General features: G+C 69.7%; 23 protein-coding genes and 1 pseudogene. 17 read left to right on the forward strand and 7 right to left on the reverse strand.

What is annotated here, in order from left to right:
• Positions 1 to 78: 78 nt before the first annotated feature.
• Positions 79 to 1,206 carry a flagellin gene (locus tag KSO97_RS17870; RefSeq protein ID WP_269782147.1) on the reverse strand — a complete coding sequence of 376 codons (1,128 nt, stop codon included), beginning with the start codon at positions 1,204 to 1,206 and terminating at the stop codon, positions 79 to 81.
• 180 nt (positions 1,207 to 1,386) lie between these two features.
• Entirely contained in the window at positions 1,387 to 2,205 is an 819-nt protein-coding gene (locus KSO97_RS07525; protein WP_232677512.1) for a sigma-70 family RNA polymerase sigma factor, read from the reverse strand.
• Between the two features lie 311 nt (positions 2,206 to 2,516).
• Here KSO97_RS07525 and KSO97_RS07530 point away from each other — a divergent pair, with 311 nt between their 5' ends.
• The 5 genes from KSO97_RS07530 to csrA are packed head-to-tail and all read left to right on the forward strand — an operon-like array spanning position 2,517 to position 6,061.
• Entirely contained in the window at positions 2,517 to 2,996 is a 480-nt protein-coding gene (locus KSO97_RS07530; protein WP_232677514.1) for a flagellar protein FlgN, read from the forward strand.
• 8 nt (positions 2,997 to 3,004) lie between these two features.
• Positions 3,005 to 4,411, forward strand: a complete 1,407-nt coding sequence (flgK, locus tag KSO97_RS07535; RefSeq protein WP_232677516.1) for a flagellar hook-associated protein FlgK — start codon at positions 3,005 to 3,007, stop codon at positions 4,409 to 4,411.
• Entirely contained in the window at positions 4,408 to 5,298 is an 891-nt protein-coding gene (gene flgL / locus KSO97_RS07540) for a flagellar hook-associated protein FlgL (protein WP_232677517.1), read from the forward strand. The genes flgK and flgL overlap by 4 nt, the downstream gene beginning before the upstream one ends.
• Positions 5,299 to 5,342: 44 nt before the next feature.
• Entirely contained in the window at positions 5,343 to 5,765 is a 423-nt protein-coding gene (gene fliW, locus KSO97_RS07545; protein WP_232677518.1) for a flagellar assembly protein FliW, read from the forward strand.
• A gap of 50 nt (positions 5,766 to 5,815) precedes the next feature.
• Positions 5,816 to 6,061 carry a carbon storage regulator CsrA gene (gene csrA, locus KSO97_RS17875; RefSeq protein ID WP_269782148.1) on the forward strand — a complete coding sequence of 82 codons (246 nt, stop codon included), beginning with the start codon at positions 5,816 to 5,818 and terminating at the stop codon, positions 6,059 to 6,061.
• Between the two features lie 2 nt (positions 6,062 to 6,063).
• Here the strand turns inward: csrA and KSO97_RS07555 are convergent, their stop codons facing one another.
• The 5 genes from KSO97_RS07555 to KSO97_RS07575 form a co-directional block, all read right to left on the reverse strand.
• The gene (locus tag KSO97_RS07555; protein ID WP_232677519.1) at positions 6,064 to 6,996 is read right to left on the reverse strand and encodes a Ku protein; all 933 of its coding nucleotides are present in this window, start codon (positions 6,994 to 6,996) and stop codon (positions 6,064 to 6,066) included.
• 62 nt (positions 6,997 to 7,058) lie between these two features.
• On the reverse strand, positions 7,059 to 8,144 hold the full coding sequence (locus tag KSO97_RS07560) for a beta-galactosidase (protein WP_232677522.1): 1,086 nt from the start codon (positions 8,142 to 8,144) through the stop codon (positions 7,059 to 7,061).
• 7 nt (positions 8,145 to 8,151) lie between these two features.
• Positions 8,152 to 9,111: an SDR family oxidoreductase gene (locus tag KSO97_RS07565; protein ID WP_232677523.1), complete on the reverse strand. Its 960-nt coding sequence runs from the start codon at positions 9,109 to 9,111 to the stop codon at positions 8,152 to 8,154.
• Positions 9,108 to 10,052 carry a bile acid:sodium symporter family protein gene (locus KSO97_RS07570; RefSeq protein ID WP_232677524.1) on the reverse strand — a complete coding sequence of 315 codons (945 nt, stop codon included), beginning with the start codon at positions 10,050 to 10,052 and terminating at the stop codon, positions 9,108 to 9,110. The genes KSO97_RS07565 and KSO97_RS07570 overlap by 4 nt, the downstream gene beginning before the upstream one ends.
• A 5-nt stretch (positions 10,053 to 10,057) precedes the next feature.
• Positions 10,058 to 11,389 carry an NAD(P)/FAD-dependent oxidoreductase gene (locus KSO97_RS07575; RefSeq protein WP_232677527.1) on the reverse strand — a complete coding sequence of 444 codons (1,332 nt, stop codon included), beginning with the start codon at positions 11,387 to 11,389 and terminating at the stop codon, positions 10,058 to 10,060.
• A 58-nt stretch (positions 11,390 to 11,447) separates the two neighbouring features.
• Here KSO97_RS07575 and ligD (KSO97_RS07580) point away from each other — a divergent pair, with 58 nt between their 5' ends.
• From ligD (KSO97_RS07580) to KSO97_RS07635, 12 genes and pseudogenes are all read left to right on the forward strand, one after another.
• On the forward strand, positions 11,448 to 12,446 hold the full coding sequence (gene ligD, locus KSO97_RS07580; protein ID WP_232677529.1) for a non-homologous end-joining DNA ligase: 999 nt from the start codon (positions 11,448 to 11,450) through the stop codon (positions 12,444 to 12,446).
• Entirely contained in the window at positions 12,443 to 13,348 is a 906-nt protein-coding gene (ligD, locus tag KSO97_RS07585; protein WP_232677530.1) for a non-homologous end-joining DNA ligase, read from the forward strand. The genes ligD (KSO97_RS07580) and ligD (KSO97_RS07585) overlap by 4 nt, the downstream gene beginning before the upstream one ends.
• 70 nt (positions 13,349 to 13,418) lie before the next feature.
• Positions 13,419 to 14,111 carry a response regulator transcription factor gene (locus tag KSO97_RS07590; RefSeq protein WP_232677532.1) on the forward strand — a complete coding sequence of 231 codons (693 nt, stop codon included), beginning with the start codon at positions 13,419 to 13,421 and terminating at the stop codon, positions 14,109 to 14,111.
• 161 nt (positions 14,112 to 14,272) lie between these two features.
• Positions 14,273 to 15,577, forward strand: coding sequence for a CpaF family protein (locus KSO97_RS07595; protein ID WP_232677713.1), 1,305 nt, complete (start codon positions 14,273 to 14,275; stop codon positions 15,575 to 15,577).
• Positions 15,577 to 16,446: a type II secretion system F family protein gene (locus KSO97_RS07600; RefSeq protein ID WP_232677533.1), complete on the forward strand. Its 870-nt coding sequence runs from the start codon at positions 15,577 to 15,579 to the stop codon at positions 16,444 to 16,446. Before KSO97_RS07595 ends, KSO97_RS07600 begins: the two co-directional genes overlap by 1 nt.
• Before the next feature lie 512 nt (positions 16,447 to 16,958).
• Positions 16,959 to 17,315 (forward strand): annotated as a pseudogene (locus tag KSO97_RS07605) (type II secretion system F family protein); the annotation flags it as partial.
• A gap of 25 nt (positions 17,316 to 17,340) precedes the next feature.
• Positions 17,341 to 18,891, forward strand: coding sequence for a recombinase family protein (locus KSO97_RS07610; RefSeq protein ID WP_232677534.1), 1,551 nt, complete (start codon positions 17,341 to 17,343; stop codon positions 18,889 to 18,891).
• 10 nt (positions 18,892 to 18,901) lie between these two features.
• Positions 18,902 to 19,096, forward strand: coding sequence for a hypothetical protein (locus KSO97_RS07615; protein WP_232677535.1), 195 nt, complete (start codon positions 18,902 to 18,904; stop codon positions 19,094 to 19,096).
• Between the two features lie 970 nt (positions 19,097 to 20,066).
• Positions 20,067 to 21,110 carry an AAA family ATPase gene (locus KSO97_RS07620; RefSeq protein ID WP_232677536.1) on the forward strand — a complete coding sequence of 348 codons (1,044 nt, stop codon included), beginning with the start codon at positions 20,067 to 20,069 and terminating at the stop codon, positions 21,108 to 21,110.
• Between the two features lie 505 nt (positions 21,111 to 21,615).
• A complete protein-coding gene (locus tag KSO97_RS07625) occupies positions 21,616 to 21,924 on the forward strand; it encodes a hypothetical protein (RefSeq protein ID WP_232677537.1) in 309 nt (102 codons plus the stop codon).
• Positions 21,925 to 22,022: 98 nt separating this feature from the next.
• Complete coding sequence (locus tag KSO97_RS07630) at positions 22,023 to 23,153, forward strand: hypothetical protein (protein WP_232677538.1); 1,131 nt, start codon at positions 22,023 to 22,025, stop codon at positions 23,151 to 23,153.
• A gap of 105 nt (positions 23,154 to 23,258) precedes the next feature.
• Positions 23,259 to 23,579, forward strand: coding sequence for a hypothetical protein (locus KSO97_RS07635; protein WP_232677539.1), 321 nt, complete (start codon positions 23,259 to 23,261; stop codon positions 23,577 to 23,579).
• Positions 23,580 to 23,859 lie beyond the last annotated feature (280 nt).

Raw genomic sequence — 23,859 nt, forward strand, 5'->3', positions numbered from 1 at the left:
AAATCTGCGGTACCACGTGGCGCGGACGGGTGGTCCGCGCCACGTGGCGCCGAGATGGTGGCCGGGTGGTGGCCGCGATCAGCCGCGGGGCAGCGACAGCACGCTCTGCGGGGCCGAGGTGGCCTGCGCGAGCATCGCGGTGCCGGCCTGGGACAGGATCTGCGAGCGCGTGAAGCTCATCATCTCCTGGGCCATGTCGGTGTCGCGGATCCGGCTCTCGGAGGCCGAGAGGTTCTCCACGGCCACGTTGAGGTTGTTGATGGTGTGCTCGAAACGGTTCTGGACGGCACCGAGGTTGGCGCGCGCCGTCGAGATGTTCTTGATCTGGACGTCGATGGCGTCGATCGCGTTGCGAGCGTTGGCGGCGGTGTTGAACTGGATGCCGCCGGTCACGGCCGTACCGGCCGCGCCGCCGGTGCCGGGCGCCGTCACGGCGAGGGTGCCGCCGTTGGTGGCGTTGACGACCAGCTCGTTGTCCTGGTTGACCGTCGCCCGGAAGTTGGCGGAGAAACCGCTGTCGCCGTTGAGCTTGTCGGCGACCTGCTGCACGCTGGTGAGGCTGCCGGCAGCGCCCATCGCGACCGTCGACGTGGCCGCGACGCCCGTGGTGGTGAACGTCCAGTTGCCGGTGACCGCCGTCGGGGTGACCACGGCGTACTCGTTGCCGCCACCGGTCGTCAGAGCGGCGGAGACCGCGGAGACGTCGGCGGTGTCGAAGTTGAACGAGATGACGTCGTTCGAGGCGTTCGAGCCCGCGCCCACCTGGAACTGCAGGGTGTTGGCGGAGCCGTCCAGCAGCTTGGTGCCGTTGAAGTTGGTCGATCCGGCGATCCGGCTGAGCTCGTCGCGCAGCTGGGTGACCTCCGTGCCGATCGCCGCGCGGGCGTCGCTGCTGTTGGTGTCGTTACCCGCCTGGACGGCGAGGTCACGCATGCGCTGGAGGATCGAGTGAACCTCGGTGAGCGCACCCTCAGCGGTCTGGACGACGGAGATGCCGTCCTGCGCGTTGCGGACCGCGACCTTCAGACCGCCGACCTGCGAGCGCAGGCCCTCGGAGATGGCGAGGCCGGCGGCGTCGTCGGCGGCCCGGTTGATCCGGAAGCCGCTCGACAGCTTCTCCAACGACTTCGACATCTGTCCCTGGGTGACGGACAGGTTGCGGTACGAGTTGAAAGCGTCGGTGTTCGTGTTGATGCGAAGACCCATGATGGTTCCCTCCTTGGTGAGTCCTGGCTCGAGCCCGTCCATGGGCTCAGCGGTCTCATCGGTCGCGGTCGATGCGGGTTGAGACGATTCCGAGAAGTTCTTCTGGCGACGGGGCCCGAGGCTCTCGTCGGCGCTCGTGCACCTCGACCACTGGTGGTCGAGGTGGGCGAGGCCGGGAGCTCAGGCGGAGTGCAGGCGCGGCGCGCGGCGCTCGGCGTGGCGGGTCGCGACGGACTGGAAGTAGGCCATGCGACGCTGCGCCGCGCAGCCGTCGGGGCGCACGTGCGGGGTGACGAGCTCGGGGTCGAGCGCGGAGTTCATGGCGTCGCGCAGCATGACCAGCGCCTCGGCGCGGATCTGGGAGACCCGTGACTCGGTGACGCCGAGCGTCTCGGCGATCTCGGCCATGGGCCGCTCGCCGAGGAAGTACTCCTGGACGACGACGCGCATCCGCTCGGGGAGCTCCTCGATGGCGTCGACCAGGTAGTCCAGGCGCTCGCGGTGCATCGCGGACTCCTCGGGCGTGGGCGTGCCGCTGACCAGTAGGTCCTCGTAGGAGGTCTCGGTGCCGCCCTGGAGCGAGAGCACGTTGGCGCGGGCCAGGTCGGAGTCGTTGCTCTCCACCTCCGAAAGACTGATCCCCAGGTTCTGCGCGACCTCGGCGTTGTCGGCGACACGGCCGAGCGACGAGGCGAGGGTGGAGCGGGCGGCATCGATGTCGCGGGCCCGACGTCGCACCGAGCGCGATGCCCAGTCGATGCCGCGCAGCTCGTCGAGAATCGCGCCCCGCACGCGGCTGGCGGCGTACCGGGTGAACGGGACGCCCCGGTCCTCCTCGAACGCCTGCGCGGCCTTGACGAGCGCGAACAGACCAGCGGACTGCAGGTCGTCGCGGTTCACGTGGGCCGGTACCCGGCCCATGGTCTCGCGGACGATGTGACCGACCAGGCCCATGTGCTGCCGGACGAGCTCCTCGAGAGTTTCCTTCGACGCGCCCATGATGCGCCCCCTTTGAATCCGTCTGCCGGTCTCCCCCCTGAAGCCCGGCGTCGAGGGAAGTCTGTACTCGCCACCCCCTGGCTGGGGAGACCTTCGACGCAGGTCCGACCGAACGATTCGCGGGGCCTAGTCACGGGCCTAGTCCCCTACCGACGGTATGTCGACGACGGGATGGGTTCGGCGTGCTCCGACCCCTCAGGTGGGCCGCGTGGAGGGCGATGGACTGCGTGACCCTCTGCGTCCGCTGCAGCCAGCATCGGCTCGTCACCTCCCCACCAACCCGTCATCGATCCGAGTCAGGAGTGGATCTCGTGGAGAAACTGTCACTCGTGCTCTGGCAGGAGCGTGAGCTCCTCGACGACCTGCTGTTCCGCCTGGAGGTCGAGCAGCTCGTGCTCGCCTCGGGACGGACCAACCACCTCATGCGTGCGGCGCGCGACGTCGAGGCGACGCTGCAGCAGTTGCGCGAGACCGAGGTCCTGCGCGCCGTCGCCGCCGACCTCGCCGCCGAGCAGCTGGGTCTGGCGCCCAACCCGGCGCTGAGCGAGCTCGCCGCCGCGAGTCCCGAACCGTGGAGCACCGTGCTCGCCGACCACCGTGAGGCCTTCGAGTCCACCACGCGCCGGATCATGGAGCTGGCCGATGCCAATCGCGACCTGATCACCAGCGGATACCGCTCGGCGCGCGAGACCCTGATGGCGCTCGGCGACCCCGCGCCGCACGCCTACAGCCCCGACGGCAGCGCGGTCGCCGCGCCGACCGCGTCGCGGCTGCTCGACCGGAGCATCTGAGTCTCGCCATGGCCGGTTCGCTCTCTGGACTCAACACGGCGCTGAGTGCGCTGCAGTACAACCGCGTGGTGATGGACGTCGCGAGCAACAACGTCGCGAACGCCGGCACCGACGGCTACGTACGACGTCGCGCGGTCGGGGAGTCGATTGGCTCCTCGGCGGTTCCGGCGCTGTGGTCGCGCGTGCCCGGCGCCGAAGGCGGCGTCGGCTCGGGCGTACGGGTCGGCTCGATCGACCGGATGGCTGATCCCTATCTCGACGCGCGCGCTCGCCGCGAGCACGGCGCGCAGTCCTACCTCGACACCCGCTCGGCCGTGCTGCAACGCGTGGAGTCCGGCTTCGGCGAGCCCGGCAACGCCGGTGTCGCCGCCGCGATCACGGCGTTCCGCAGCAGCTGGCACGACCTGGCCAACTCGCCGAACAGCGAGGCCGCGCGTGGTCTGGTGATCTCGCGCGGGCAGGCCCTGGCCAGCGCGGTCAACGCGCAGGCGAACGCGCTCGACGCGGAGATGGGCGACCAGCGTCTGCGGCTGCTGGGCCACGTCGTCGACGTCAACACCACGGCCGCCGAGCTGGCGGCCACCAACCGGGCCATCGCGACGGCGCGGCTCGACGGCGCCGACACCGGCTCCCTGGCCGATCAGCGCGACCAGTTGGCGCTGCGCCTGGCCGATCTCGCCGGAGGTACGGCGACGGCGCGCGCGGACGGCGGCTTCGACGTCACCGTGAACGGCGTCGCCCTGGTGACCGGTTCCCAGGCCGGGACGCTGGCCATCGCCTCGGGCGTCACACCTGCAGGCGCCGCCGACGGCGCACCGGTCACGTTCGCCATCACGATGGGCCCGACCACCACCACGGTGCCGGCGGGGCTCTCCGGGGTCGTCGGGGCGACGGAGGAACTGCTCACCACCACGCTCCCGGGCTATGCGGCCGACCTCTCGACGGTCGTCGCCGGGCTCGCCGACCAGGTCAACACCGTCCACCAGGCCGGTTACGACCGCACGGGCACCGCCGGCCAGCCGTTCTTCACCTACACCGCCGGCAACGCCGCGGGCACGCTGGCGGTGGCCATCACCGACCCGAGCGCCGTCGCGGCGTCCGGGGTCGCCGGTGGCGCGGTCGACGGCTCCAACGCCGCCGCGCTCGGCACCGCGGGGTCGGCGGAGGAGTCCTACCGCCGGCTGGTCACCGGATTCGGATCGCAGGTCGCCTCGGTCAAGCAGCTCGCCGCCACGCAGCGGCTGCTCACCGCGCAGGTCGACAACGCCCGTGAGCAGCTGTCGGGCGTCAGCCTGGATGAGGAGATGGTCACGATGCTCTCGGCCCAACGCGCCTACGAGGCGGCCGCCCGGGTGATGACGGTCGTCGACTCGGTGCTCGACACCCTGATCAACCGCACCGGGGTGACCCGATGAGCGGGATGCGGGTGACGCAGGGAATGCTGGCGAGCCGGTCGCTGACCTCGCTGCAGACCAGCCTGTCGCGCTTGGCGTCGGTGCAGGAGCAGCTCTCGACCGGGCGCGTGGTCAACCGTGCCTCGGACTCTCCGACCGATGCGGCCGCGGCGATGCGACTGCGCACCAAGGTCTCGGAGCAGGAGCAGTACAGCCGCAACGTCGCCGACGGACTCGGGTGGCTGGGGCAGGTCGACAACGCCCTCGGATCGCTGGCCGACGGCGTGCGGCGTGCGCGCGAGCTCGGCCTGCAGGGAGCGAGCACGGGCTCGACGAACCAGACCGCGAGGGACGCGCTCGCCACCGAGGTCGACCAGCTGCGACAGTCGCTGATCGGCACCGCGAACACCTCCTACCTGGGCCGGCCGATCTTCGGCGGCGTGACGCCGGGCGACGTCGCCTTCGACAGCACCGGTGCCTACGTGGGCACGCCGGGGCAGGTGATGCGCACCGTCGCCGACGGCGTGAAGGTGCGCGTCGACGTCGGGGGCACCGACGTCATGGGCTCGAACGGCGACTCGCTCTTCGACGACCTGACGGCGCTGTCGGCCGCGCTGCGTGCCGGCGACGCGACCGCGATGCGCGCCACGCTCAGCGATCTGTCGGGGCGCCTGGACACGATCAGCGCGACCCAGACCAAGGCCGGTGCCTCCTTCAACCAGCTGGAGGCGGCCTCGCAGAGTGCGCAGGACGCCGTGGTGTCGTTGAGTGCCTCGCTCTCGGAGATCGAGAACACCGATCTGGCGAAGGCGACGGTGGAGCTGAAGCTGCAGGAGGTCGCCTACCAGGCCGCACTCGCCTCGACGGCGCGCGTCATGCAGCCGAGCCTCGTGGACTTTCTGCGATGATCGCGACGAAGGCGCGACCCGCCGACGTGACCCAGAGGAGAACCATGACCGCGCCCGACGCGCCCGCCTCCGACACCGCGACGTCCGACATCCCGGTGATCGAGCTGGTGCACCCGTTGCCCGGCTTCCCCGAGGCGCGATCGTTCGCGCTCGTGCAGCTCGACGACGACGGCGTGCTGTGCGCGTTGCGTTCGGTGGAGGACGCCGACCTGCGCTTCCTGGTGGTACCGCCGCAGGCGTTCTTCCCCGACTACGCGCCGGTCATCGACGACGCCACGGTCACCGATCTCGCGATCACCTCCGCCGAGGAGGTCCTGGTGCTCGTCATCCTCACGGCCGGCGACTCGCTCGCCGACACGAGCGCGAACCTGCTGGCGCCGGTCGTGGTGAACACCGTGACGCGGCGCGCGGCCCAGGTGATCCTCGACGACTCCTCGCTCTCGATCACGACGCCGTTGATGGCGTGAACAGCGAACGGCAACCGCGCAACTGCGCCCGAGCCCGGTAGCGTGACGTCATGCTGGTCCTGAGCCGCCGTATCGGCGAGAGCGTCGTGATCGGCGACGACGTCACCGTCACGGTGCTCGACGTGCGCGGCGACGTCGTGCGGATCGGCATCGACGCACCGCGCTCGGTGGCGGTCAACCGGGCCGAGCTGCTGGCCGAGCTCGAGAGCTCCAACCAGGCTGCCGCGTCGCCGAGCGAGACCGCCGTGGCCTCGCTCGCGGATGCGTTGAAGCGGCGTCAGCCGCCCACCGCCTGAGCTCAGCCGGCCTTCTTCGCCGGCTTCTTGGCGGCCGCCTTCTTCGCGGCGGTCTTCTTCGGCGCTGCCTTCGTGGCCGGCGCCTTCGCGGTGGTCTTCTTCGACGTCGTCTTCGCGGCCGGTGCGGCGTCGGTGTCCTCGCCGCGTGCCTTCTTGGCGGCGTCGACCGAGCGCTGCAGGGCCGCCAACAGGTCGACGACCTCGCCGGAGGACTTCGTCGACGTCGGGGTCCGCTGGATCTCCCCGCCCTCGATCTTGGTCCTCACCAGCGCGTGCACGGCGTCGGCGTAATCGTCCTCGAAGTCGGCGGGGTCGAAGTCGCCCGCGAGGGTCTCGACCAGCATCGTGGCCATCTTGACCTCGGAGTCCTTCACCTCGCCGATGTCCTCGAGGTTCACGGAGAAGTCGGGCGTGCGGATCTCGTCGGGCCACATCAGGGTCTGCAGCACGATCACATCGCCGGCGTCGGTCTCACGCACCCGCAGCACCGCGACGGTGGTGCGCTGGCGCAGCGCCACCGTGACGACGGCCATCCGGTCGGCGTCGAGCAGGGCCTGACGCAGGAGCGCGTACGGCTTGGCGCCGGTCTTCTCCGGCTCGAGGTAGTAGCTCTTCTCGAAGAGCAGCGGGTCGATCTGGTCGGCCGGCACGAACTTCTCCACCGCGATCTCGCGCGAGGACGTCGAGGGCAGTTCGGCGAGGTCGTCGTCGGTCAGGACGACCATCTCGCCGTCCTCGGTCTCGAACCCCTTGGCGATCTCGGAGTAGGCGACCTCCTCGCCGTCGATCGAGCAGACCCGCTGGTACTTGATCCGCCCGCCGTCGGAGGCGTGCACCTGCCGGAAGGAGACGTCGTGGCTCTCGGTGGCCGAGTACAGCTTGACCGGCACGCTGACCAGGCCGAAGGAGACGGCGCCCTTCCAGATCGCTCGCATCGGGCCAGTATGGCGCGCTGGCGGGTCGTGGCGTCACCCTCGGAGGGGCGGCGGGCGTCGCCCTATCTGCGTCGCAGCGCGGCGAAGGCAGGCTTGGGACGCCACCGCGCGTCGAGCAGCGTGCCGAAGTTCTGCTCCCGGTCGGCGCGGAGCAGACCGTTGTCGCGGATGGAGTAGATCAGGATGGGCCCGATGTAGCGGCGGGGTCGGCTGGCGGCGAAGAGCTCTCGCAGCAGACCGAGCTGACGCGCGGGGCTCACGCCGCCCGGTGTCGACGTCGGCGCGCCGACCTCGGTGAACCAGATCGGCTTGGCCCGGTCGCCCTCGGCCAGCATGATCCGCCGCACGCGGGCGACGTCGGACCAGGCTTGGTCGGGGTCGGCGGCGATGCCGTCGCGGCCCGGACCGTAGGTCTGGCTGACGCCGTCGTTGAAGAGGTAGGGGTGGAGTGCCACCGCGTCGAACCAGCGGTCGGCGCCGCGGTCGTAGAGACCCTGGACGAACGTCGGCGGGCTCATGCTGAGGGGGCCGTCCTGGCCGCGTGAGACCCCGGCGGCGAGGATCGTGGCGTGCGGCACGACTCGCCGGATCGCCTGGGCTGATGCGCGCAGCAGCGGCACGTACCGGTCCAGCAGCAGCGCCGAGGGGCTGATCAGCCCGAAGAACAGCGGCAGGTTCGGCTCGTTCCAGATCTCGTAGTGCGTACCGCGGTAGCGCTGGGCGAGGGTGCCCATGAAGCGGCCGAGGTCGGCGGCGTCGATCGGGGGCGCGGTGAAGAAGGGAAGACCTCCGGCCCAGACCGGGGTTCCCCCCACGTTGAACAGGATGGCGATCCTGCGCGCGCGTGCCTCGCGCACGATCCGATCCAGCGTCGCCCACCGGAAGACGCCGGGGCGGGGCTCGATCTCGTTCCAGGCGACCAGCACGCGCAGCCACCGGCCGTGGGTCTGGGCCACCGCGTCGAGCTCGCGGCGGAGCGCGTTGGGGGAGAGGTCGAGGAACGTCGCGCCCTCGGTGAAGCCGTAACCAGCCGGGTGCGGCGGTATCGGCCGGACGTCGGCGCGCGCCGGTGCTGCCACAGCCGTCCCGACGCTCAGGGTCAGGCTGAGGCCGAGCGCCACGAGCGCCGACGTGATACGACGAGTCATCGGGCCACTACTCCGAGCTGCGTAGCGCCCGGGCGGCACGCCAGGCCTCGAACGCCTCGCGACTGGTCTTGGCGGGCGTGTAGCCGAACGTGGTGCGCAGTCGGTCGTTGGCGAGCACCGGGCGGAACTGGAGGAACCGGGTCTGCTCCGGGCCGTAGGCCACCAGCCCCACCGGCTTGAGGACGGCGAGCACGCCCTGCAGCAGCCGGGTCGGCACCGAGACGGCGCGCTTGCCCAACGCGGCGGCGATCTCGTCGATCGTCATCGCGCCGTCCCCGGCGACGTTGGTCGGCCCGCACACGGCGTCGGCGGGGCCGGTCGCGGCCCGTTCGATGATCGCCGCGACGTCCTCGTCCCAGATGAACACGAACGGCGAGTCCGCTCCGCCGACCTTGAGCAGGAACGGCCAGTCGAAGAGCGCGGTGATCTGGTTGTCGACGCTCTCGCCGAGGATCGTACCGATCCGCAGCACCGCCTGCTCCAGGTGGGGGTGCCGTTCGGCGATGTCGGCCAGCGACTCCTCGACCAGCCGCTTGTGGTGGGAGTAGGCGAACTCCTCGTTGCCGCGCACCGGGTCGCCCTCGCGGAGCCAGGGCGGGTTGTCGCGGTGGTAGCCGTAGGCGGCGCCGCTGGAGGACACCACGATGCGACGCACCCCGTGCGCCAGGCAGGCCTGGACGACGTGGTGGGTGCCGGTGACGTCGACGGCGAACTCCAGGTCGCGATTCGAGCCCTTGCCGGGCGTCACGATCGACGCGAGGTGCACCACCACCTCCGGTCGGCTGCTCGCCACGACGGCGTCGACCAGGTCGGCGTCGGTGACGTCGAACCGCGCCCAGGTGGCGCCGTCGGGCAGAGCCTCGGGCTCACGCAGGTCGGCGACGACGACGTCGTGCCCGGCGGCCGTGAGCCGTCGGACGGCGGCCGTGCCGAGGAAGCCGCTGCCTCCGGTGACCAGGATCTTCATGCGGTGCCTCCGATGGCTGCTCGGTCCGCGCCGGCGCCGGCGCGGCGCGTGCGCACCGCCCACCACTGGGCGAGCGCCAGCCCGGCGATGATGTCCCAGATGCCCCAGAAGGCGGCGACCAGCGCCATCCCGCCGAGGCCGTCGAAGTAGGTGAAGACCAGCAGGAGGCCGAGGCCCGCGTTGCGGACGCCGACCTCGAAGGTCATCGCCTGCACGCTGCGTTGCGGGAGGCGGCTGGCACGGCCGATCGTGTAGCCGAGTCCGAGCGCGACGGCGTCGTGCAGGAGAACGGCCAGCAGCACGATGCCGACGTAGTCGAGGAAGATCGACCAGTTGTTGGCGATGCCGATGCCGATCACGGCGGCGAGCGCCAGGAACGAGACCGGGCCGACGACGCTGTGTGCGCGGGCGGCGAACGCGGGCCAGACCCGGGCGATGGTGACGCCCGCGACGAACGGCACCCCGATGACGAGCCCGACCTCGACCAGCATCTCGACCGCGGAGAGGTCGATCTTCTCGAGCAGCGCCTCCCCGGTCGGGTGCAGGCCGCCCCAGAAGGCGACGTTGAGCGGCATCAGGAAGATCGCCAGCAGGTTGCTGACCGCCGTCATCGACACCGAGAGCGCGACGTCGCCGCCGGCCCGGTGGGTGAGCACGTTGGAGACGTTGCCGGGTGGGCAGCAGGCCACCAGGATCATGCCGAGCGCCACCGAGCCCCGGACGTCGAGCAACAGGGTGAGCCCGAAGGTCACCGCGGGCAGTGCGATGAACTGCGCGAGCACGCCGATCGCGATCACGCCCGGACGGCGCAGCGCCGCGGCGAAGTCGGCGATCTTGGTGTCGAGCGCGACGCCGAACAGGATCGCGCCGATCACGATCTTCAGGGTCGTCAGCGATCCCTCGTCGAAGGCGATCCGGATCTCGTCGACGTCGGCGAGCATCGGCGTCACGTGGACGCCCCGGCCAGTCCGGCGATCTCGCGGCGCACGGCGCCGCGGTAGGCGTCCTTGTTGACGTAGTAGCTCATCCGCTCCAGGCCCAGGTAGCGGTAGCCGCCGCTGAGGTCGGGGTGGTCGGCGTCGATGCGTCGTTCGAAGGCAGCGACGGGGCGGCCCTCGCGTGACGCGGCGAGGTAGGCCGCCACCATCTCGGCCTGCTCGTAGCGGCCCTGCCACCCGATGCCGGACGCCTCGATCATGCCGAGCACGAAGAGGCCGCGGGCGGCCTCGCCGCGGGCGAAGACGTTGAGGTAGAGGTCGGGCGATCCTCCCGAGCCGGGCCCGTCCCACGCGAGGAGAGCCGGGTCGAGGAACGGGTAGTGCAGCGAGTAGCCCGTGGCCAGCAGCACCACGTCGTAGGGGGCGTGGGAGCCGTCGACGAACACGACGTCCTCGCCGTCCATCCGGGCGATGTCGGGCTTGACCGACAGGTCGCCGTGGCCGAGGTGGTGCAGGATCAGCGAGTTCACGATCGGGTGGGACTCATAGATCGCGTGGTCGGGTGCGGGGAACCCGAACTTGACCGGGTCGCCGGTGAAGAGCTTCAGCACGCGGGAGTCGATGAACTGCTTGATCTTCGGCGGCAGCGGCCTGCCCTGGTTGAGCGTGTCGGCGGGCTTGCCCAGCACGTACTTCGGCACGAAGTGGTAGCCGCGACGCACCGAGATGTCGACGCTCGCCGCGTGGTGGACGGCGTCCACGGCGATGTCGCAGCCGGAGTTGCCGGCGCCGACGATGAGCACCCGCTTGCCGGCCAGCTGCTCGCCGCGCTTGTAGCGGCTGGTGTGCCAGATCTCCCCGGAGAAGTCGCCGGCGAAGGTGGGCACGTTCGGCTCGGACAGCGTGCCGTTGGCGACCAGCACTCCGGCGTGGCGCTCGACGCGCTCGGTGCCGTCCGGACCGCGCGACGTGACGGCCCAGGCGTCGCCGTCGCGTCGCACGTCGAGCACCTCGGTGTCGAACCGGTAGCCGGCGCGCAGGTCGAACTCGTCGGCGAAGGCGCCGAAGTAGGCGGCCAGCTCGCGATGGCTGGGGTAGTCGGCGACGCCCTCGGCCATCGGGAACTCGGTGAACTGCGTCGTCGTCCGCGAGGAGATCAGGTGGGCCGACTCGTAGACGGTGCTGCGCGGAGCATCGATGTTCCACAGTCCGCCGACGTCGGGTCCGAGCTCGTAGCCGGACCACGGAAGGTCGCGGCGCTGGAGGTTGCGGGCCGCGGCGAGGCCCGTGGGGCCGGCGCCGATCACGGCATAGCTGAGCTGGGTCACGTCCTCGGGCACAGGGGGATCGTGCCAGAGCGGAGGGTGCGCGGGGAGCGATGCGGGCATGATGACGGATATGCCTGTCACTCCCTCCCGGCTGCTGCCGATGCTCGCCACCAAGGGCGACCACGTGCCCGGCGGAGCGGAGTGGTCGCACGAGGTGAAGTGGGACGGCGTGCGTGTGCTCGCGTCGGTGCCCGCACGGGGTGCCGACGGCGGCTCCGCCCGGCTGGTGAGCCGCAACGGCAACGACGTCAGCCTCAGCTGGCCCGACGTCACCGACCCGGCGTGTCGGCCCGCGCGACTCCACGACGCGGTGTTCGACGGCGAGATCATCGCGATGAATCCGGCCGGGGTGCCCGACTTCCGGGTGCTGCAGGAGCGCGTGCACGTGCGCAACGCCCAGACCGTGGCACGCCTCGTGACCCGGGTGCCGGTGACCTTCATGGTCTTCGACGTCCTGCGGCTCGGGGGCCGCGACCTCACCGGGCAACCGCTCGAGACCCGGCGGAGCGCGCTGACCGACGCGCTGGACGGCGGCGCCTGGCAGGTGCCGCCCGCCTACGACGACGGCGCGATGCTCTTCGACGCGACCCGTGCCCAGGGGCTGGAGGGGATCGTGAGCAAGCGGCGCGACTCCCGCTACCGGCCCGGCGAGCGGTCCGCGCACTGGCTGAAGTTCGCCCATCGGCACCGCGGCTCGTTCGTCGTCGGCGGCTGGCGCCCGCAGGAGGGCACCCGCGACCGCCTCGCCGCGCTGCTGGTCGGCGAGCCGACGCCGTCCGGACTCCACTACCGGGGTCGGGTGGGCAGCGGGATCGGGCCGGCGCAGGGCCGGGTGCTGGCCGGGCTGGTGGCCGGGCTGGAGCGCGCCGACAGCCCGTTCGCCGACGGCGAGCACGGGGTGCCGCGCGCGGACGCCGTCGGCACGCGGTGGGTGGAGCCGGTGCTGGTGGTCGACGTCGACACCCACGGTCTGGGCTACGAACGACTGCGCCAGCCCTCGTTCCAGGGCGTGCGCGCCGACCTGACCCCCGAGAGCCTGCTGGGAGACCGGACGGGGGAGGAGGCGTGAGCGAGATCCACGTCGACGTCGAGGGCCGCACCCTCAAGCTCACCAACCTCGACAAGGTGCTCTACCCGCGCACCGGCACCACCAAGGGCGAGGTGCTCGACTACTACGCGCGGATCGCGCCGACCCTGCTGCCGCATCTGCGCGACCGCGCCGTGACCCGGATCCGCTGGCCGCACGGGGTGGAGGGCGGCAGCTTCTTCGAGAAGAACGCACCGGCCGGAACGCCGTCGTGGGTGCGGACGGCGCGGGTGCCGACGAGCGGGTCGCGGGGCGAGAGCCGTCACGGCGACCACCTCGTGTTCCCCGTGGTCGACGATCTCGCCACGCTGACCTGGCTGGCGAACCTCGCCGCGCTGGAGCTGCACGTGCACCAGTGGCGGGTCGGACGCAACGGGCGCCCACGCAACGCCGACCGCATCGTCGTCGATCTCGACCCCGGCGAGCCCGCGGGGCTGCCGGAGTGCTGCGAGGCCGCCCTGTGGGCGCGCGACGCCCTGGCCGAGCGCGGCCTGACGACGCGCCCCGTGCTCAGCGGCAGCAAGGGCCTGCACCTCTACGCCGACCTGCCCTCGCGGCTGCCGCCGGAGGAGTCCACGGCCCTGGCCAAGGAGGTGGCCGAGGAGCTGCAGGCCGCCCACCCGAAGGCCGTGACGGCGACGATGGCCAAGGCCAAGCGCGGCGGCAAGGTGTTCTTCGACTGGTCGCAGAATGCCGGCTCGAAGACCACGGTGGCGCCCTACTCGCTGCGGGGCCGCGAGCGCCCGTTCGTCGCCGCGCCGGTCACGTGGGCCGAGGTCGAGGAGGGCGCGAGCGACGACCTCGGTCTGGAGCAGCTGCGCTACGAGCAGGTACTCGACCGCGTCGCCGACCTGGGCGACCTGTTCGCCGTCCGACCCGCCTAGCCCGTCTGCCGGGCTCGGCGTCGGCTCGGCGCGGGCCGGGGAGGGGGAGGGCCCCACTATGCTGCGGGCCATGAGTCAGCGGGTTCTCGTCGTCGAGGACGAGGAGGACATCGCGTTCCCCCTCGTGCGGACGCTGGAGCGCGAGGACTTCTCCGTCCGTCACGTCGAGACCGGCGCGGCGGCCCTCGCGGCGATCGCCGAGGCCGACCCGCCCGAGATCGTCATCCTCGACCTCGGCCTGCCCGACGTCGACGGACTTGACGTCTGCCGGCAGGCCCGCGAGGGCGGTTACAACGGCGCGATCATGATCCTGACGGCGCGCGCCGGCGAGCTCGACCGCGTCGTGGGGCTCGACTACGGCGCGGACGACTACCTCGCCAAGCCGTTCGGTCTCGCCGAGTTCCACGCGCGGGTGCGGGCCCTGTTGCGCCGCACCGGGGCGACCGCCGAGCGCGAGCCGTACCGGTCGGGCGACGAGGCCGGGCTGCGCATCGACGTCGACGCGCGCCGGGTGTTCAACGGCGAGACCGAGCTCGCCCTCACCGGCAAGGAGTTCGATCTCCTCACCATCCTGGCCGCGCACAAGGACAAGGTCGTCTCCCGCGGCCGGCTGATGGCCGACGTGTGGGACGAGAACTGGTACGGCTCGACCAAGACGCTCGACGTCACCGTCGGCCGGTTGCGTCAGAAGCTCGAAGCCGCCCAGGTCGGCGAGAAGGTCGTCGCCGTCCGCGGCGTCGGCTTCCGGCTCGAAGGAGCCTGACCCGGTCGGCGCACTCCGTCCGCGGAGAGCCGCCTCACTGACCACACGAGCCACCAACTTCCACAGATTCGCCGTGATCGGTGGATCGAGGTGGAGCCGGCAGGCCGATCTCGCTTACGTTCGATCTCAGACCCAACTCGGGAAAGGGGTCGCCGGTGGTGATGTCGCACGCTCAGACGGAGGCGTTGCAGGCACTCGACGTGTCGGTGCGCGCCGCCGTGCGCGAGCAGGGGATCGACCCGCAGCGGGACGGCGCGGTGGTGCGCCGGATCGTGGAGGAGACGGTCGCGGCCCACGACGCGCGGAGCCTGACCGGTGCGGTGACGCCGCTGGGTGACGCGAACGTCGCCGCGGCCGAGCTGATGGCGCGGGTCGCCGGCTTCGGTCCCCTGCAGCCCCTGCTGGACGACCCGACGATCGAGGAGGTCTGGGTCAACGACCCTAGCCGGGTGTTCGTCGCTCGCAACGGTCGCCACGAGCTCACGTCCCTGATGCTCACCGAGTCGCAGGTGACCGAGCTGGTCGAGCGGATGCTGACGGCGTCCGGGCGACGCCTCGACGTCAGCAGCCCGTTCGTGGACGCCGCACTGCCGGGCGGGCACCGGTTGCATGTGGTGCTCCAAGGCATCAGCCGCGGCTTCACGGCGATCAACATCCGCAAGTTCGTGCTGCGTGCGCATCGCCTCGACGAGCTCGTGTCGCGCGGCAGCCTCAGTACACGGGCGGCGGCCTTCCTCGACGCCAGTGTGCGGGCCGGGCTGACGGTCATGGTCAGCGGTGCCACGCAGGCCGGCAAGACGACCATGTTGAACTGCCTGGCCGGCGCGATCCCCGGCGGCGAGCGTGTCGTCAGCGCCGAGGAGGTCTACGAGCTCCAGGTGCCGCACCACCCCGACTGGGTCGCTCTCCAGACCCGTCAGGCAGGTCTCGAGGGCACCGGCGAGATCGCCCTGCGCGACCTGGTCAAGGAGTCGCTGCGGATGCGGCCCAACCGCATCATCGTGGGCGAGGTGCGAGGTGCCGAGGCGCTGGACCTCCTGCTCGCGCTGAACTCCGGCCTCGCCGGCATGGGCAGCATCCACGCGAACAGCGCCCGGGAGGCGCTGATGAAACTCTCCACGCTGCCGCTGCTCGCGGGCGAGAACATCAGCTCGTCCTTCGTCGTGCCGACCGTCGCCGCGTCCGTCGACCTGGTCGTCCATCTCGGGCTCGACCGGCAGGGTGTGCGCCGCGTCGACGAGATCGTCGCCGTGCCAGGGCGCGTCGAGCACGACGTCATCGAGGTCGAGCCGCTCTTCATCCGGCGGGGCGCCGAGCTCGCTCGGACGCCCGGCATGGCACCGCGTCCCGAGAGGTTCGAGCGACTCGGCGTCGATGTCCATGCGCTGCTCAACGGGACGACGACACCGGTCGCGACCAGGCATGACGCCGCGCCGGAACCACCCGCCTGGGAGCGAGCAGGCTGATGGGGGTCGTCGTCGGACTCGGTGTGGGACTCGGGCTGGTGCTCGTGTTCTCAGCTTTCGCCGTGCCGCGCGAGGTCGCCGAGACGGGCGTGGGAGCACGCGCTCGCGACCATGGGCGACTCGCCCGGCTGCTCGCCGAGTCCGGTTCGTCGACGTCGAGCCCAGCCGGAGTCGTCGTTGCCGGTGCGGCGTCCGCCCTCGCTGCTGGAGCCGTCGTCCTGGTGCTGACGGCGACGCCGACGATCGCCGCCACCTTCGCTCTCCTGGCCGCAGGTCTCCCGATCGCCGTGCTCGCAGGCCGCGCGCGCCGACGTCGTCGCGAGCTCGCCGAGGTCTGGCCGGACGCCGTCGACAACCTCGCCTCGGCGGTGCGGGCGGGTCTGGCGCTGCCGGAGGCGCTGGCGGGCCTCGCGGATCGCGGGCCCGAGCAGCTGCGCCCGGCGTTCGCCGCCTTCGCTGCCGACTACCAGGCGACCGGGCGCTTCGAGGACTCCCTGGACCGACTCAAGCTGCGCCTCGCCGACGGCGTGGGGGACCGCGTCGTCGAGGGGCTGCGGATCGCGCGGGAGGTCGGCGGGAGCGAGCTGGGCCGGCTCCTGCGCAACCTCTCCGGCTACCTGCGCGACGACCTGCGCACGCGCGCCGAGCTCGAGGCGCGCCAGTCCTGGGCGGTGGCGAGCGCGCGCCTCGCCGTCGCGGCGCCATGGGTGGTGCTGCTGCTGATGTCGGGCCAGCGCGAGGTCGTCGCGCGGTACCAGAGCCCGGCCGGAGCGATCGTGCTCGCCGTCGGCGCGGCGCTCTGTGTCCTCGCCTACCGGACGATGTTGCGGATCGGCCGACTCCCCGAGGAACGGCGGGTGCTGACATGACACCCGCGGCCTGGGGTGCCCTGCTCGGTCTGACGACGAGCGCGGCAGCGTGGCTGGTGGTGGCCCGCGTCGCGGTCATCCGGCGTCCGCCGCTCGCCGATCGTGTCCTGCCCTATGTGCCGGAGCTGCGCGCGTCGCGACCGGCCCCGGCTCTCGGTCAGCCGGGAAGGTCGGCGTGGTGGCGTGGTCGCCTTCAGGTGGCTGGCGGCCTGGTCGAGCGGACGCTCGGGGGCAACCTGTCGATCGACCGTCGCCTCGCGCGTCTCGGCGGCTCGCTGACCCGCGCCGACTTCCGTGTCGAACAGGTGATCTGGGGGCTGTGCGGGGTGGGCGCTGTGGCGGCCCTGGTCGTGCTCCGCTCCGTGGCGACGCCGGTCTCACCGGTGCTGGCCCTGCTGCTGGTCGCGGCATCAGCCGCCACCGGCGTGGTGGCGCGCGACACCTGGCTGACCTCCCAGGTACGGCGGCGCGAGCAGCGCATCGCCGAGGAGCTTCCTGCGCTCGCCGAGCTGATGGCGCTCTCGGTCGCGGCCGGCGAGACGACGGTGGCGGCGCTGGACCGGGTCGTGCGGCGGAGCACGGGTGATCTCGCCCAGGAGCTGGCCGGGGTGCTGGCCGCCGTCCGCACCGGAACGCCGATCACCAGCGCACTCGACGCCCTCGCCCACCGCACCGGGCTGCCCGTGCTCGCGCGCTTCGCCCACGGGCTCGCCGTCGCGGTGGAACGCGGCACGCCGATCACCGACGTCCTGCACGCCCAGGCCGCCGACGTCCGGGAGTCGAGCAGACGCTCCCTGATCGAGTCGGCGGCTCGTCGCGAGGTGCTGATGCTGGTGCCTGTCGTGTTTCTCGTGCTGCCGACCGTCGTGCTCTTCGCGTTGTTACCTTTACCGGGTGAACCAGCAAGGCGCGCGAGCACTCATCTACGTCCGAGTCTCGAAGGACGACACCGGCGAGGGCAAGAGCGTCCAGCGCCAAGAGGAAGACTGCCGAAAGTTGGCAGAACTGCGCGGCTGGAACGTTGTGCGAGTCGAGACGGACAACGCGATCTCCGCCTACGGCAAGGTCGCGCGGCCAGGCTGGTCGGCTGTCCTCGAAGCGATCGAGCGCGGCGAGGTGGACGTGGTGATCGCCTGGCACCTCGACCGCATGACCCGCAACATGCTCGACCTCGAAGAACTGTGCCTGCTCGCTGAGAGCAAGGGTGTCGGAGTCGCGACCGTCTCGGGCGACATCGACCTCACCACCGACGTGGGGCGGATGGTCGCTCGCATCCTCGCCGCCGTTGCTCGCGCCGAGGTGGAGCGGAAGGCCGCGCGCCAGAAGCGCGCGAACCAGCAACGTCGAGCGGAGGGCCGAAATTGGTCGTCCGGCTGGGCGCCGTTCGGCTACGAACTCGACAGAGAGACGGGCCTATTCGTCATCGTTCCCGAGGCCGCGGAACTGGTGCGCCAGGCAGCGAGCGACGTACTCGACGGCAAGGCTCTGCGGGCAGTCGCTCGCGATTGGGCAGCATCGGGCGTCTCGACGCCCCGCAATGCGACGGGAGGCTGGACGCACAACGCTGTTCGGTCGGTGCTGACCAACCCGGTGCATGCGGGCTTCGTGACCTACAAGGGCGAGATCGAAGGCAAGGGCCTATGGGAGCCGATCATCACTGAGGGGGAACACCATCAGCTAACGGCTCTGCTGACCAGTCCTGAGAGGAGTCGTCACGGCGTCCCAAGTCGGCGTGGTCGCCGGCCCCACCACCTACTAACGAACATCATCAAGTGCTCGAAGTGTGCGAAGCCCATGCAAGGCCGCGTGACCAGCGGCAAGCCCTCCTACTCCTGCCCCGACTATCACGTCTCGGTCGGTCGCGAGGATGCTGATGCCCAGGTCCGCGCCGTCCTTGCATTCACTGATCTGGTGATGCTCCACGCAGTGCTCCCCCAGGTGGGGGAGATGGAGAGCGAGGGCGCCGATGCGCTCATGACACAGATCAGCGCCGCGGAGCAACGGCAAGTGAAGATCGCCGAGCGCTGGGCCTCTGGCGCGATTCCAGACCCGGCCTTCGACGCCGCGAACGATGCCTTGAATGTTGAACTGGAGGATCTACGGGCGCGCCTCGCGGAGACAGAAGGCAGTCGGCGCGGTGCTGAGCGCATCCGCGAGCTATCACGCGCACACTTCGACTCTCTCGACCTCGACGGGCAGCGGACCGTGTTGGAGTCGATCCTCGACATCACTGCCCACGTGCGGGACAAGTCAGTGCGCAGTGCCCCGCTCGATCAGGTCATCTCGATCTTCGCCACCCAGGCTGACGGCAAGCCGGTCCGGCTCTACGGCGAGCATCCCGACGCCCGCCAGAGGGAGATCGAGTTGCGCACGGCTTGGAACGCCGAGCAGGCCGAAAACGAGCCCTACCGATTCCGTCACCTCAGGTCGCTCAACTCGGACTAACCTCAATCCCGTGGAGCAGTACAACGCAACAGTTACCCGCGACGGCGCCTTATGGCTGATCGAGGTCGAGGGCATCGGAGCCACTCAGGCAGAAACCTGGGACGAGATTCCAGTTATGGCCGCCGACGTCATCGCCGCTATGACTGACGAGCCCGCCGACTCGTTCGACCTACTTGTGACCCTCCACGGCGCCCTGCCTGTCTGACGGTGCGCCTCGTAGGAGGCCCAGGGAGCCCTTCTCCGCGCCTCGCAGGCGTTCGCCGGGGGATTGATCCAATCGGGACTCAGAGGCCGTTAGATCGCAGATTACGAAGTAATCGAATCTTTACCGACTTCGATGTTGTAGAACATGCCTCTCGCTCGGACTATACCTAGTAGAGGTACGGGCAACTGTGACGAGATCGTTGCCTGATCTGATCCTATAAAACAGGCGTCTCGCTCGGACTATACCTAGTAGAGGTAGTCGTAGCAGTGTGACCAAATCGTCACGCCGGTCATGGAATATTTCTGGCCGGTCGCTCGGACTATAGAAGTAGACGCGGACGATACTCCAAGCTCGTTGGCGTCTCTCAGGGGTCGAGGTTGATCCCGTCGGGTGGCAGGTGCTCCGTCTCTGTTCGATGCGCCCTTTCTGTGGTGGCGCTCCAGAGGCGGGGCACTTGCCTTTAGCTCGTATTGCAACCCAAGCGATCAAGATCCCGAGAGGGGGTGAATCGCATGTCCACATATCTGGATAGCGCGCAGGTCGCCGAGATCGCTGGCATTTCGCCAGCGGCCCTCCGCTCACGCCGGCTCCGCGACCACGTACACCCCAGAACGATCAAGTTGGGCGGAGTCGTCGTGTACCCGTCCATCGCCGAGGTTCTCGCCTGGGTCGACACCTGGCAGGACGGTCGACGCGCTGGCTCGGTCTAGTCCGACCAGGCGGCTTTGTCGGGCGACTCCCGCATAATTCTCACTACGCCATCCCGCCGACGCTGCCGCCTACCGACCGAAGCACGGGCGCCGTCGAGCGGCCTGAGCCGGCGGAGTTACCCGGTGCGCTGACGTAGATTTCTCCCTCGAATTTCCCAACCGATTGGAAGCCCATTGCAAGAGCCCCATCCCGCCGACGCGATCACCCACCGACCGAAGTGGTTGGACGACGATCGTCCAACTGTCATTCAACTCCGCGAATGCGTTGCGCAACTGCGCCAATTGAAGCACTACATGATCGACCGCCACGAGATCGACATTCTCGATCGAATGAGCCACCTCCTCCGCGGAAACATCCAGTGAGTTCCTTCACCCCGCTCGCCTCCGTACTCACCGAGTCCTACGAGGACGCCTTCCTGATCGAGGATCTCGTCACCTCTCGGGCGACGTACCTCACAGGGGAACCCAAGGCGGGCAAGTCACTCCTGACCGCCGGGATCATCCGCGCCCTGGTGGAAGGCCATGCCGACTTCCTCGGGCAGCGCATCCATCGGCGAGTGGACTCGGTGCTCTACCTGTTCACCGACGACGGCGCCGACTCCGAGTTGAAGGATCGACTGGCCGGCACGGAGGCATTGGAGGCGGTCACGGTGCGCGAGTTCCACAACGCCTCGGAAGGCGACTGGAGCGACGTGCGGGCCTACTTGGCCGAGAACCCCGTGGGTCTGGTCGTGGTGGACACCATGCTTGGGACGTTGGCGCCGTCGAGCGACATCGCCTCCTCGTCGGCTGCGTCTCAGTTCGTCTCAGACGTCCGTCAGCTGACGCAGGCGGGTGTCCCGGTCCTTGTGGTCACCCACACTCCCAAGGGGCCGGGAGAGGGCCTCTCTGTGGCCTCCTCGGTGATCGGAGGGCGTGCTCTCGCGGCTGGTGCTCGTGGAGTGATCGCACTACGTCGGAGCATTCGAGACGGCATCACCGTAGAAACGGCCATCAATCGCGCTCGCCGAAACCTCAGGTTCAAGGTCGAGGTGTCGTCAGAGCCAGGATCGGCGGTGCCTCGGTGGCGTCGGAGTGAGGTGGCCGAGACGTCGCCCAGGGTGCGCGTCGACTGGAAGGCAGACCTCGCCGAGCGCGTCGTAAACGAGCAGCCCACGGCGACGACGTTCGCCCAACTCGGCGCCCTCTACGCGGCGGAGGTCGGCAAGCAGGAGGGGACAATCAGGAGGGGCCTGTCGGCCCTGGTGAGGTACGAGGGCGGCACGTGGCGCCGGGTGACGGAGACCCTCCGAGCAGTCGCCTGATGGGTGTCATGTCACGCGGCGCCCTTAGTAATTACTACTGACAACACCTCAAATACGCGGGGGCGTTACGCACCCCCCGCACCCCCCGCGGTGCTTCTAGGTGGCGAGAAATACCCGAGCCTGACGGCTCGGAAGATCGCTCACTAGTACACCGCTAACGACGTTGCGACCTCGCTCGCCGGGGGCCTCCGGCCCCGGCTGATCTGGCACGCCCTCTACCGGCTTGCCCTTTCTCGCCATCGACGTCAGTTCACGGTCGGGCCGGAGGCCCGACACACCCGCTCGCCAGTTACGAGAACGGAGACTCGCTTGCCCTACCAGTACCCGCCGCCCCTGGCGGAGCCCGAGGCGATGTGGCGGCATCTGCTGCCACTCGCACCCGGCGAGCCACGCCGACGACGCCGCGACGCCAGCGACATCGCAGTCGGCACTCATCACACGTTCATCACCGAGACGGCACCCGTGCGACGTACCCGACGACAACCAACCACCACCAAGGAGATCAATGTCCAACACAAAGAAGCCCAAGGCCGGCAAGGCGGGCGCAGGCAAGCTCGTAATCACGGACGACACCACCACCGAGCTGGGTGACGCCGAGTCGGAAATCTTCGACGCCGCCATGCGGCTGACGTTCGCGCAGGCCGCGGGCGTCGCGGTTCTGATTGACCTCAACGACACCCAGACGCTCGCCGTTCAACAACTCGTGCTCGACGCACTTCGCAATGGGATCAACTGTGCGTCAGAAGTGTTCGAGCTGCGCACCAAGGACTTGGTAGTCGCAGCGATCGCCGAGTCCAACCCCAACGCTGCCTGACCTCCACCAGCCCGGACCCCGACCAACCCCGAATGAAGGATCAACCCACCTTGACGAAGTACCAAACCAAGCTTCACGCCGCCGAAGCGAAGCGCCTTGTGGCAGCGATTGAGAACCACCACCTCGTAGCCGAGTGCTGGGATCGCAACGCCGCAGCCGCCGAGGCCAAGGCGGCAGCCGAGAAGGCTGTCGCCGACATCGAGGCCGGATGGAAGCGGGGCGCCGACGTCGAGCCCGCTGTACACGCGGAAGCGGTCTCCGCCCACGCTCAGGCCTCCGCGATCCGCGACGCCGCCCGAGCCGCCTTCAAGGCTGCCGTCGAGCAGACACGCAACGTCGACAAGCGGGTAGCCGAGGCTGTCGCCGAGACGATCAAGCCCCTGCTCCCTGGCGTCACGGTGCTCGCCACCTTCGCCGACATCGAAGAGGCCCCAGCGGCGAACGAGCGGCCCGTGGTGATCGTGCGCCAGGTGAAGGAGTCCAAGACGGACGCGACCACGGGCGAGCTGATCGCAGAGGTTCACCTGGAGCAGTTCGTGCCGACCATCTACGCCGATGCTCCGGTGCTCAACATCGAACTCCTCGACGCCATCTCAACCTCGCGGACGACTGTGATCCACACGACAAGCGACAAGCATTCGCGCCCCGTACCTGGCGGGGTCGGCCAGTATCGACTTCGCGTCAAGGTGAGCACGTTGCCCGTCGACACGCTGCCCTTCATCGCGACCGTCCAAGACGACGTGCACACGCTCTCGGCGATCGGATGTCGCCTGGCGACTGCTCTCGCGTCGACCACCCTCGTGCCCGAGGAGGGCTCAGACTGGGCTTGGTTGAACGACAACGTCTCGAACTCGCCCAGCCAGCGCGGGGGAGTGTTCTCTAGCCGGCGCTCGTGGCAGTCGGTCCCGTTCGACTCGCTCTCGCACACCGTGGAGCACGTCGGCACCGAAACGATCGTGTCGGTGTCCGGCAGCATGGAGGTGCGCGGGCAGGCGCTCAAGGGACCGGAGAGGCTGGCCGGCCTACAGGCGGCTTGTGCCCCCGAGGTCGGCACGCTCGTCGCGGGCCTGGGCGTCGTGGAGTCGGTGACCGTCGAGCGTGACCCGAACTTCGTCCCGCCAGAGAAGCACCCCGGCGCGACCGGCTACATCTGGCGCGCGGTTCTCAAGTCGACCCGATTCGCACCGTCGACCGCGGTGCAGGCCGCTATCGAGACGCGAGCCGCCTGACAGCCCCGTAGACGCGAGAAGGGCGCCCCGGAGTCCGCAGACTTCATCGGGGCGCCCTCTGGCGTTTCAGGCGGCTCGCTGAGCCCCTGGGGCCATCGCGAACACGTGCCAGCCGACCTGATCGGCTCGGTAGATCGCGGTGTTGATCTCGTCGTCGAGCTCGACGTCATGCAGGGCAAGGAACGCCGCAACGGCCTCGAAGTCAACAGCGCTTCGCTGCCAGTCGTTCGCGGACACCCACACGGCCCCATCGGCATCGCAACCACCACGAGCGCAGCCCTCATCGGCTCCGCCGCAACCCTTGTTGTCGAGCACGTACTGCATGTCTTCCCCCGGTCGTCTGTCGCGGCACCGTGCCAGCGATTCGAGACCGATTTCTACTGGCTGGAAATGGACCCGCGCAAGCGAATCGGGAAACTCGGCTGAACTAATTTTCGACATATTACTAGACACAATACTAGGCGCAATCACGGGAGCACCTCCGGATTCCCTCGCTCTAGTAATCTGAAACCAGGAGAACGGCCTGTCTCTCGATCCAGTGGGCGAATTTCGACCCTGTAACTGTGGCAACTTCTCGCCTGCTTAGACGTAGCGGTGTCCCTCGACTTTCTAAAGGGGTCATACCCCCAGGGGTCTCTACGCCTAGCGCCGCACCTTCGGAGGGCGCTGTCTGCGCTTCTCCGGTGCCCTTCTCGCGGCCTATCGC

Origin of the sequence: Nocardioides sp. R-C-SC26 (genome assembly GCF_021246465.1) — a bacterium.
Classification (GTDB): Bacteria; Actinomycetota; Actinomycetes; order Propionibacteriales; family Nocardioidaceae; genus Nocardioides.